The 8080-nt window shown below is 61.5% G+C and carries 12 protein-coding genes and 1 pseudogene; 6 read left to right on the forward strand and 7 right to left on the reverse strand.

The features are described from left to right. Positions 1 to 176: 176 nt before the first annotated feature. Both HLA95_RS26195 and HLA95_RS26200 read right to left on the reverse strand, forming a co-directional pair. Positions 177 to 425: a hypothetical protein gene (locus HLA95_RS26195; RefSeq protein ID WP_191059656.1), complete on the reverse strand. Its 249-nt coding sequence runs from the start codon at positions 423 to 425 to the stop codon at positions 177 to 179. A 284-nt stretch (positions 426 to 709) separates the two neighbouring features. Then, positions 710 to 1123: a response regulator gene (locus HLA95_RS26200; protein WP_191059657.1), complete on the reverse strand. Its 414-nt coding sequence runs from the start codon at positions 1121 to 1123 to the stop codon at positions 710 to 712. A gap of 179 nt (positions 1124 to 1302) precedes the next feature. On the opposite strand from HLA95_RS26200, the gene HLA95_RS26205 reads away from it, so the two are divergent. After that, complete coding sequence (locus HLA95_RS26205) at positions 1303 to 1773, forward strand: hypothetical protein (RefSeq protein ID WP_191059658.1); 471 nt, start codon at positions 1303 to 1305, stop codon at positions 1771 to 1773. A 472-nt stretch (positions 1774 to 2245) separates the two neighbouring features. Here the strand turns inward: HLA95_RS26205 and asd are convergent, their stop codons facing one another. The 5 genes and pseudogenes from asd to HLA95_RS26225 form a co-directional block, all read right to left on the reverse strand. Next, entirely contained in the window at positions 2246 to 3097 is an 852-nt protein-coding gene (asd, locus tag HLA95_RS26210; protein ID WP_191059659.1) for an archaetidylserine decarboxylase, read from the reverse strand. A 67-nt stretch (positions 3098 to 3164) separates the two neighbouring features. Further along, positions 3165 to 3345: pseudogene (locus HLA95_RS28670) on the reverse strand (transposase); the annotation flags it as partial. A 532-nt stretch (positions 3346 to 3877) separates the two neighbouring features. Continuing rightward, positions 3878 to 4096, reverse strand: a complete 219-nt coding sequence (locus tag HLA95_RS26215) for a hypothetical protein (RefSeq protein ID WP_191059660.1) — start codon at positions 4094 to 4096, stop codon at positions 3878 to 3880. Between the two features lie 305 nt (positions 4097 to 4401). Further along, positions 4402 to 4602 (reverse strand): hypothetical protein, encoded by a 201-nt coding sequence (locus HLA95_RS26220; RefSeq protein WP_191059661.1) that lies wholly within the window; start codon positions 4600 to 4602, stop codon positions 4402 to 4404. Positions 4603 to 4782: 180 nt separating this feature from the next. Continuing rightward, complete coding sequence (locus HLA95_RS26225; protein ID WP_191059662.1) at positions 4783 to 4956, reverse strand: hypothetical protein; 174 nt, start codon at positions 4954 to 4956, stop codon at positions 4783 to 4785. 781 nt (positions 4957 to 5737) lie between these two features. Here HLA95_RS26225 and HLA95_RS26230 point away from each other — a divergent pair. From HLA95_RS26230 to HLA95_RS26250, 5 genes are all read left to right on the forward strand, one after another. Next, positions 5738 to 6253 (forward strand): hypothetical protein, encoded by a 516-nt coding sequence (locus tag HLA95_RS26230; RefSeq protein ID WP_191059664.1) that lies wholly within the window; start codon positions 5738 to 5740, stop codon positions 6251 to 6253. Between the two features lie 28 nt (positions 6254 to 6281). Beyond that, positions 6282 to 6578, forward strand: coding sequence for a hypothetical protein (locus HLA95_RS26235; protein ID WP_191059665.1), 297 nt, complete (start codon positions 6282 to 6284; stop codon positions 6576 to 6578). Between the two features lie 476 nt (positions 6579 to 7054). Beyond that, positions 7055 to 7483, forward strand: a complete 429-nt coding sequence (locus HLA95_RS26240) for a DUF433 domain-containing protein (protein WP_191059666.1) — start codon at positions 7055 to 7057, stop codon at positions 7481 to 7483. Beyond that, positions 7480 to 7800, forward strand: a complete 321-nt coding sequence (locus HLA95_RS29355; RefSeq protein WP_191059667.1) for a PIN-like domain-containing protein — start codon at positions 7480 to 7482, stop codon at positions 7798 to 7800. Before HLA95_RS26240 ends, HLA95_RS29355 begins: the two co-directional genes overlap by 4 nt. Positions 7801 to 7877: 77 nt before the next feature. Next, positions 7878 to 8080 (forward strand): transposase (locus HLA95_RS26250; RefSeq protein ID WP_222185011.1); only part of this gene is annotated, 203 nt, incomplete at its 3' end.

An 8080-nucleotide genomic window follows, 5' to 3' on the forward strand; every position in this document is an offset into this window, starting at 1 on the left:
GCTCCGCGTGAAGAAGCGCGGGTCGCCGATCATCGTTCGGCTCATGCCCTATTCCTGCCGGTGCATCCGTCAGGGGTCATACTCGGCCGATGGTTGCTGATCCAGCCAGGCGGCGGCTTTTGGCTCATGAGCTGTCGCGCTTGTAACGCAAGCCCTGGCGTGGATCCTATCACAGATCACCCACCCATCTTCCAGATCCTGGCCACTGCATCGGCAGCTTCGGCCGCAATGCTCTTCCGCCGCAGTGCCTCGACCTCAACAGCCGCAATCTCGCGGTCACGGGCAGCTGCTAACTCTCTGTAGCCGGACGTTCTTTCAACGTCAGGCGATAGGAACCGGCCATAGCGGACCAGGATCGCGTGGATCTGCTGCGCTCGCCACAAATCGATGAAATCAGGTGGGGCCTGATGATCATTCGAGGTCATGCCGGGTGCCAACAGGTGCGCGAGCGCTTGGGGCGGTGGTCGCCCTCACGATATGGCACGTACCATTCTTTGGCGGAGAGGCAGGGCGGCTCCGTTCCGCCAGCGTCTGCCCGCCTGCATGGTCCTGACCATCCTCCAGGAGAGAACAACGTGACCATCATGCAGGACCTCTTTTGGATAGGTGCAGCGCTGTGCTCGTTTGGGGCAGCTGGATGGCTTTTGGCTCACTGGTCCAGGAAGAAGTCGATCCCCCATCGGGCCGATCAGAAAGATGATTTGGCGGGTTAGCGATCCGGCAGCCTGAAGATCTCCACGCCCGGTGGAGGCTGCGCTGAACTTCCCCCCAAGACATCGGCGACAAAGTCGATCAGTCGAGGCAAGCTGCCGGTGTCGTAGGGTTTGCGCATGACCCCCCATACCGTCTGCTTTTCGCTGCGCGCCTGGGCGACCTGGGCAGTCAGCAGGAACACTGGCGCGTTGTAGCGCTCCTTTAGGTGCCGGGCGATCACCCGACCATCCCCGCCCTCTCCGAGGTTCAGGTCGATCAGAGCCACGTCGGGCCGCTGCGCCTCACACAGTCGAATGGCGTCGTCGACGTTGTCGGTAGGACCTAGCACTCGATGCCCGGCAAGCTTCAGCGCCCACTCGATGGCCATGGCGACCAGCCCCTCGTCCTCGACCACGAGGATCAACATCATCTGCACCAGTTCGCGAAATAGTAGATATCATCAAAGGGCGCAGGACCAATGACGTTCCAATCTACATAGAATATTAGCTAATAAAGTGACGTGGAATTATTCTCGTCTGACGAGAGGCGTCACGGATCAACTTAGTTCGCTCCGGAGGATGAGAATGTACCTCGCAATCGAGAAACCGCATGGACATGCAGCTCGAAGAAGTTCAACCCGGTCAGGTCAGCAAGAAACGGCTGCTGCATGTCACTCGATCGGCAGCCAGGGAGAGCAGCATGCGTGCATCGATCTGGGCACTCGTCGCCGTACTGTCATCCGGCGCGGCAGCCTATGCGCAAGAGGTGCCAGAGCTGAGCGGCACCTGGAGTGGTACGGGTCCGGCAGTGAGCGCGACGGAAGGATGGGAGGCCAGCCGCTCGGCTAGCATGGCGATCACCGAGCAGCGCGGACGGGTGTTTCGTGGTGAGGTCAAATATGAGGGTGGAGAAGAAGACTTCGTCGGTGTGATCCAGGCCGACGGCAAGACCATCCTCATGTCGAACGATGACGGCAATGTCACCGCCTATCTCAGCAGTCCCAGCGAGATGGAGGTTTGCTATATCGAGGGTGGCGATGAAGCGATGGCAGCGTGCACCGCTATGACACGCGCGGAATAGCCAAAGAACGTGATGACAGCGAGATGAGACGCTTGCCTACCTCATCTCCTGCCTGAACCTCCCCCTCGCGCCACGCTCCATGCAACGTAGCCGTGGCTCCAGTTCCGGCAGCGTCCTGTCCCGGCCGTACTTCTGTACCCAGAAGTCCTTGATCACCGGCGAGCCGCGCTGGCAACGGTGGCACCAAGCCTCGATACGGACGTGCGACGGAAGCTCGTGAAGGCGGGCAAGGCGTCCGTAGATCACCATCATCTGGGCGCCATGGCGATGGTGAGACGGTTGGCATTGCGGTTGCCGCACTTCAGGCAGACCAGACGACGCTCGCGCAAGTGGGCCCATGCCGTGTGATGAATGCTCGGCGGCACGCTGCTCACTGACCTGGTCGCGCTTTGCTGCGCCATGGCGACCGCGCCGAAGTTCTGACAGCTCCGGTCCGGTTCAAACGCGCCACGCATGCAATGCCAGAAGATGTTCAGGCCGGGTGATTGCCCATTAGTCCGCCGAGGCGCACTGGCCGTTCCGGTGCCCAGTCTTTGTTGAAGGCGATAGTGTTCTGCCTGAACAGCATCACGATCGTCGAGCCGAGAAGGAAGCGGCCCATTTCCTCGCCCTTTTTCAGCACGATGTCCTGGTCGACATAGGTCCATTCGGATGCCCTGTTGGTGCGCTTCGGATTGACCACGCCGTGCCACACGGTGGCCATGCTGCCGACGATGGTGGCGCCGATCAGCACCATTACGAACGGACCGTATTCCGGCGATTCGAACACACACACCACGCGCTCATTGCGCGCAAACAGGTTCGGCACGCCGCGCGCCGTAGCCGGATTCACCGAGAACAACGTGCCCGGCACGTAGATCATGCGTGCGAGCTTGCCGTCGCATGGCATGTGCACGCGATGGTAATCCTTGGGCGACAGGTACAGGTTGGCGAAGCTGCCATGGCGGAACTGCGCCGCCAGCGCGGTGTCGCCACCGACCAGCTCAGTGGTGGTGAAGCGGTGGCCCTTGGCCTGCAGGATGTGGTGGTCGTCGATGGCACCGAATTGGCTGATCGCGCCATCCACAGGACAGACGAAGTCGGCCGCCGCCAGCGGACGCGCGCCGGCCTTAAGTGGACGGGTAAAAAATTCGTTGAAGCTCTTGTAGCTGGCTATCTCCGGATTCCCGGCTTCGTTCATGTCGACGCCGTACTTGCCCGTGAACCAGTGGATCAGCCGGGTCGTCATCAAGCCTCCCTGCGCTCCGGCGACGCGGCCGGCGAAGGTGGTCAGACGCTGCTTCGGCAGCAGGTATTGGAGCAGGACTTTCAGGCGATCGGACATGGTGAACCCAGAAATGAAGACACGATCGTTATAGTGTCATGAACAGCCATGAGGAGATTTGTCTCCGTTAGGGGCCGTTGGCTCTTGAGCCGTCGAGGGAGCCAGTGAGGCACAGGACGCCCATGAAGGAAGTCGCAGTCTTCTCATAGCGGGGTGGCGACGGCGCGCCATTCCTTGAGCCTGGCCCAAACGCACTCGACGCGGTTGCGGTTGCGGTTGTGGTGGATCCAGGACCGGTAGGCGATCGGCACCGCCGCTGTTGGTGCTGCCTTGGGACTTGTTGGAGTTGTAGAGCCGCAGACGGCGACTCGGATCTAGCGGGCCTTTCCCACCAACCTGGATACGCTGCTCCGCGTGTAGGCTAAGCACGGCACACGGATGATCCGGCAAACGGTCGACCAGATCGACGTGAAGCGGTTCAACCTACTGGAGCAGGCGATCTACGGAGCCTGGGCCTTGCTGACCGCAGTACGGAGTTCCCGCACGAACTTGCCGGCCCGCAGGGTGGCTTCTGGATCACCGACCCCATGCACATGCAGCACGAGCCAGGCAGCATGGCCAGCAACTACTAGAATGCGCCGCGCTGACCTCTTCTCGAGCAGGGCAGCCTCCCCCAGTGCGACACGGCGCAGACAGGCGAGTTGGCCGGGCAGGGTCGAAGCCTCCCTCCGTGCCTCAGCGACATACTGCGCAATCGCGTGATCATGGGGCGAGATGGGGGCGGACATGAGGGATCCCTGCGGTCGTCAGCGATCCGTGACATCACGCGCGGTTGCTGGCTTATGGCGCCTTGATCCAGTCCTCGAACTTGATCGTTGCCCGTCCGGGCATGAACTCCTGTACGGCCGCTCGCAGGCGCTCGGATTGGATGTCGTCGCCGTTGAGCACCTTGGCGACCTTCCGCATCAGATCTGCGTCTGAGGCTGCAACAGACACTTCCAGCCGCTTGAGCCCACGCTCGGCAAGACGTTGCCGATGCTCTTGAATGGTTCGACTCACGTGGCCCTCTACCGGTTTCGTTCACATCCGAAGCTAACAACTAGAGCGCGCAGCCCAACTTTGTAGTGTCTCGCAATCGGAAAGGTGGTAGTCGGCGCGGATCCGAGCATGCTTCCGTTGTCACACCTTCGCACGCAGCTTCTTTCGCCTCGATACATGATCCTGCAGAAGGGGGATCCAGCTCGTAGCTGGGGTCATCCCTTCGGCTCCAGGCAGAACGGTAGGTACTGGTCGGCCTTCCCTCTCATCGTGCTCCAGGCACCGCCGCTGTTGGTGCTGCGTCCGGCGTGAGCCGGCAGCACCTCTCACTCGTCCTCGGTATGCACCGTCGCGAGCAGGGCCGCCTGCAGCCGCTTCTCTGTTTCGGCTACCCCCTGAGCGGCTGTAGCGTTCAGGCTGCGATAGTAGAGGGCCATCTCGTCCGTGACCGGCAGGATGCTGTCGACAGCGACGCCGACCTCGTCGGGCTGGACCTCGGATGGTGGGCGAACATGGTCATCGGGCATTGAATATCTCCACCACGGGCGGCTATTAAGCATCGATGATGGTCAGATTACGAGTCTGTAATACGACTTGCTCTGGCGGCAGCTCCTTGACGGTATGATGACCCACCACGCTGCAGCCTGGCCGCAGAAGCGTCTGCAGCACGATGGGCCACTCCCGAGCAGCCCGGTTCCAGCAAGCCCTCAGTGCAGCTGGCTGCCCATCCGCTCGAACAGCCCCATGGGCTTGGCCAGCCCATGGAGCGCTACCACCTCCTCACGCTGCTCCACCGCTGCATAACGCCCGCTGCTGAACCACGGGCAGTCACGGGCCAAGCCGGCCGCGATCACCGCCTCTGCCACATCCTGGCTGCCCACTCGGCAAACGCCGACCAACGGCCGTAGGTGTGGTCTCGGGTGAGCTTGCACAGTGCGGTCCGGCCTTCCGCCAGACTTACTAGGAACACTCGGGCGTTCGACCAACTCGGCCCGCGCATCTCTGGTCAAGGTCCCGCTGGTCACGATGCGGACCTACCAGAGCTGTCCACAAAGCAAATCCGCCTCAGGTCTCCCCGAGGCGGCTGTTCAAAGTGACGTTAGGTGATGGCGTGCCGCCGGTCCGGTTCTCCTGCCGCACTCATGGGCACGCTGGGGCCTGCCGAGGCTGCGGGCATGAGCAGCCGCTGGATCTCCTCACGTGCTGCCGCGATCAAGGCTTCGGCATCCGCCGGTGAAGCCTGGTCGTGCTGTATCCACTCTTCCGCCAGGGTGAGCTTCGCAAGGATGTCGGCGCCTGTGCGGCTTGAGGCTTCTAGGATGGCCTGGGCCGTCCCGTTCCACGCCTCATAGAGCCGGTCGTGATCGGGGCTGCCGTCGCGATTCGGGCAGACATCGACTGTGACGCGGCGCCCGCTTACGCACCACACCGGGCATCTCATCAGATGACGCGATCAAACTGCTAAGGCGCGATGCTTCCTCTTGGTTGCCGGCGCTTCAAAGACAGGCGGCAACCATCCGACTTCGGGCCTGACGCGTGGCAGAGTGGTTGGGCCAATCATGACTTGTGAACGTTGACGGATGCTCTTGGACGATCAAGGATCGCCGGAAATAGCTGAGCTACCCTGCCCTTCAGCACCACCCATAGTTTCGAGGGGCGACAATGAAACGTACGATCCTGGTGGCGCTCCTCGTGAGCGGATGTGGCACCGGTGCTCCGCAGAGCCAATTCCCGCAGCAGGCGGCCGCACTTCAGCAGAGTTGCGCGCAGCAGTTCCAACCGCAGCTTCCCGATGCCCACCAGCGTTTCGCGGCTTGCTACAACAGCGGGATCGCACCGCTGCGGGCCCAGGCCGGCTATCCTTACCCGGACCTCGCAGCGCTGGAGGACAACTACCGCATGCTGGTAGCGCAGCAGCGTGACGTTGGTTTGATCACTGACGCTCAGGTCGGCGTCTACATGGCGGAGCTGCGCACGCGCATCGCGAGCGAAGAGCAGGCCCGGATGGGACAAGCTGCGTTAGTGGAGCAGCAGGAGCGGCAGGCCGATGCCGCGAGCTGGGCTGCCATCTCGCAAGGCCTCGCGCTGATGAACCAGGCCAACCAGCCGCCGCCGCGCCAGGGCTTCACCTGCACCCAGATGGGCAACACCACGAACTGCTGGCGACGCTCGATGTGACAACCCTGACGGCGGGGGATTTTGCTACGTGATCTCGATGTCCGAGTGGTTGGCCGGTCTGACGCCGTTCTTGCTCGCCGCGGCCGATCCTTCCCAACAAGCCTGCATGCCGTTGAAGGAAGCTAAGGCTTTACTGGCGCAGGAGTATGGCGAGCTGCCAGAGGGTGGCGGGAAGATGATGGATGGAGAGCGAGCAGCGCTATTCCTGTTTCGCAATCCTCGGACCGGCTCCTGGTCCATCCTCAAGAATACGTCCCGCAGCACTCCGGACGGCGATATGGAGGTGTGCCTACTTGCTGTGAACGGCGTGGAGAAGACGAAGTGAACATGACTGTGGGGGATTTTACGTGAGAGCCACCGTTGATGCGCGATAGTGGCACCCGCTCAAGGCCTCCGCTCTGCTCAGAAGGCCGATACGGTGCGGAGGGGGAATTGTCACCGCGACGAGGGCGGAGATAGGATCGCGGCGCGGTCACCGCCGGGTATGGCCAAGGGGCAGGAATGAACGAGAACGGCACATGGACAGGCCTCGGAGTGTATGAGCTTCGAGACGCTGCGCGGCTGGCCGGAATAAGCTCGCGGTTGGCGCAACGGTGGCTTGTTGGATACCACTTTAGTGGCGAAGGCGGCGCAAAGCAGTGGGCTCCGCCCTTGTGGCAGGTTGGGCTACCCCGCCTCGACGGTTCTATCGGCATGTCCTTTCAGGATCTTATTCAACTTCACGTTGTAGTCCACCTAAGGCGCAAGATAAATATTCCTCTCCAGCGTCTCAGAAAGGCTATATCTCACGCTCAAGATGTGATGGAGACCGACTACCCGCTTGCGCGAAGCGACTTCCAGACGGACGGTCGACGTCTTTTTCTTGAGGTTATGGACATTGAGGGAAATCCCGAGGATCGGAAGCTCTATGATCTACTTAGCGGTCAGTATGTCATACATCGTGCTGTAGCCCCCCTGTTCAAGCAGTTGGAATTCGGATTCGACCATCAGGCACATCGGTGGTGGCCCTTAGGTCGTCGCCGTCATGTCGTCGTCGACCCTCATCGATCCTTCGGCAAGCCGATCACGAAAACCGCTGGCGTTCCCACCGAGACGATAAAGGACGCGTTGCGAAGCATTGGCGATCCTGCAGCTGTCGCCCGCTGGTATGAAGTGCCGCGCAGTGAAATTGAGGATGCGCTAAAGTTTGAGTTAACTTTAGAACGCGCGCCGACCCCAGGGGTGGCGTGAAGCTACTTCTGGATGCCAATCTTTCTCCGCGGATCGCCCGAGCTGTCCATGTACTTGTGGAGCCAGACGGGCATGAAGTCCATGCGCTGGTGGATCGCTTCCCTGCAGCCACTAAGGACGAAGTTTGGCTGGAGAGCCTAGCGGCCGAAAACGGCTGGGCCACACTCACGTTCGATCGGCACATCATGAAGAGACCTCATGAGCGAGAAGCTTGGTTGAGGTCTGGTGTTGTAGTTTTTGCGCTCGAACCAGCATGGGCCAAAGGCCTGCTACCGCGCGAGCAAGCGGCGCGGCTCATTCTGTGGTGGCCTAGGTAGGGAACTCAAACAACCTTCTGCAGCTTCATGGCTTTTAGTCGGCTGATCAGGGACGCAGGCTGAGGAGGGTATGGCGGATGGCACATCTGTACTGGCTGTCGGACGCGGCCTGGGCGCGGATCGAGCCGCATCTGCCCCATGGCCGGCCAGGACGGCCCAGGGTCGACGATCGGCGGGTGATCAGCGGGATCCTGCACGTGCTCAAGACCGGCTGCCGTTGGCGGGATGTGCCGCCAGACTACGGCCCCGCCACGACCATCTACAACCGCTACAACCGATG

The sequence above is a fragment of the Geminicoccus harenae genome, assembly GCF_019800005.1.
GTDB lineage: Bacteria > Pseudomonadota > Alphaproteobacteria > Geminicoccales > Geminicoccaceae > Geminicoccus > Geminicoccus harenae.

What these genes read in the sequence shown, in the direction of transcription:
- HLA95_RS26240 (WP_191059666.1), top strand. Translation starts at nt 7,055, where the DNA reads ATGGAGACCGACTACCCGCTTGCGCGAAGCGACTTCCAGACGGACGGT.
- HLA95_RS26200 (WP_191059657.1), bottom strand. Translation starts at nt 1,123, where the DNA reads ATGATGTTGATCCTCGTGGTCGAGGACGAGGGGCTGGTCGCCATGGCC.
- HLA95_RS26195 (WP_191059656.1), bottom strand. Translation starts at nt 425, where the DNA reads ATGACCTCGAATGATCATCAGGCCCCACCTGATTTCATCGATTTGTGG.
- asd (WP_191059659.1), bottom strand. Translation starts at nt 3,097, where the DNA reads ATGTCCGATCGCCTGAAAGTCCTGCTCCAATACCTGCTGCCGAAGCAG.
- HLA95_RS26230 (WP_191059664.1), top strand. Translation starts at nt 5,738, where the DNA reads ATGAAACGTACGATCCTGGTGGCGCTCCTCGTGAGCGGATGTGGCACC.
- HLA95_RS26220 (WP_191059661.1), bottom strand. Translation starts at nt 4,602, where the DNA reads ATGCCCGATGACCATGTTCGCCCACCATCCGAGGTCCAGCCCGACGAG.
- HLA95_RS26205 (WP_191059658.1), top strand. Translation starts at nt 1,303, where the DNA reads ATGGACATGCAGCTCGAAGAAGTTCAACCCGGTCAGGTCAGCAAGAAA.